The sequence below is a fragment of the Vibrio sp. 1580 genome (assembly GCF_033340055.1).
Window position 1 is genome coordinate 1 of the sequence record NZ_JAWOVT010000817.1, and the last position, 503, is coordinate 503.

1 protein-coding gene is annotated in these 503 nt (G+C 51.3%); it reads left to right on the forward strand.

Going from position 1 to position 503, the window contains the following annotated elements; all coding sequences use genetic code 11:
- Positions 1–503 (forward strand): gamma-glutamyltransferase (locus R7093_RS28550; protein WP_318147451.1); only part of this gene is annotated, 503 nt, incomplete at both ends.

Here is a 503-nt window from a genome sequence, read left to right on the forward strand (position 1 = left end):
TTGGCAGGTCATTGCGGACGCATCTGGTCTCGCGTTTGCTGATCGCGGTAAGTACATGGCCGATCAAGACTATGTACCCATGCCAACCGAAGGTTTGTTGGACAAAGACTATCTCAAACAACGTGCCGAGCTTATTCAGGTCGGCAAAGCACTGACGAAAGTGGAAGCTGGTAACCCACCCTGGTCACATGCAATGAATCTCAGTATGGATGAATCGATAGAACTGCCTTCCACCAGCCATTTCAACATCGTCGACAAGCAAGGCAATGTGGTTTCCATGACCACCACCATCGAGAACGCTTTTGGCTCGCGCTTAATGGTTCGCGGCTTCCTGCTCAATAACGAGCTGACGGACTTTTCTTTCCGCACTCATCAAAATGGCGCGCCAATCGCCAACCGATTAGAACCGGGCAAACGCCCGCGATCCTCCATGGCACCGACCATCATCATGAAAAATGATCAACCATACATGGCAATTGGTTCTCCGGGCGGCAGTCGCATTA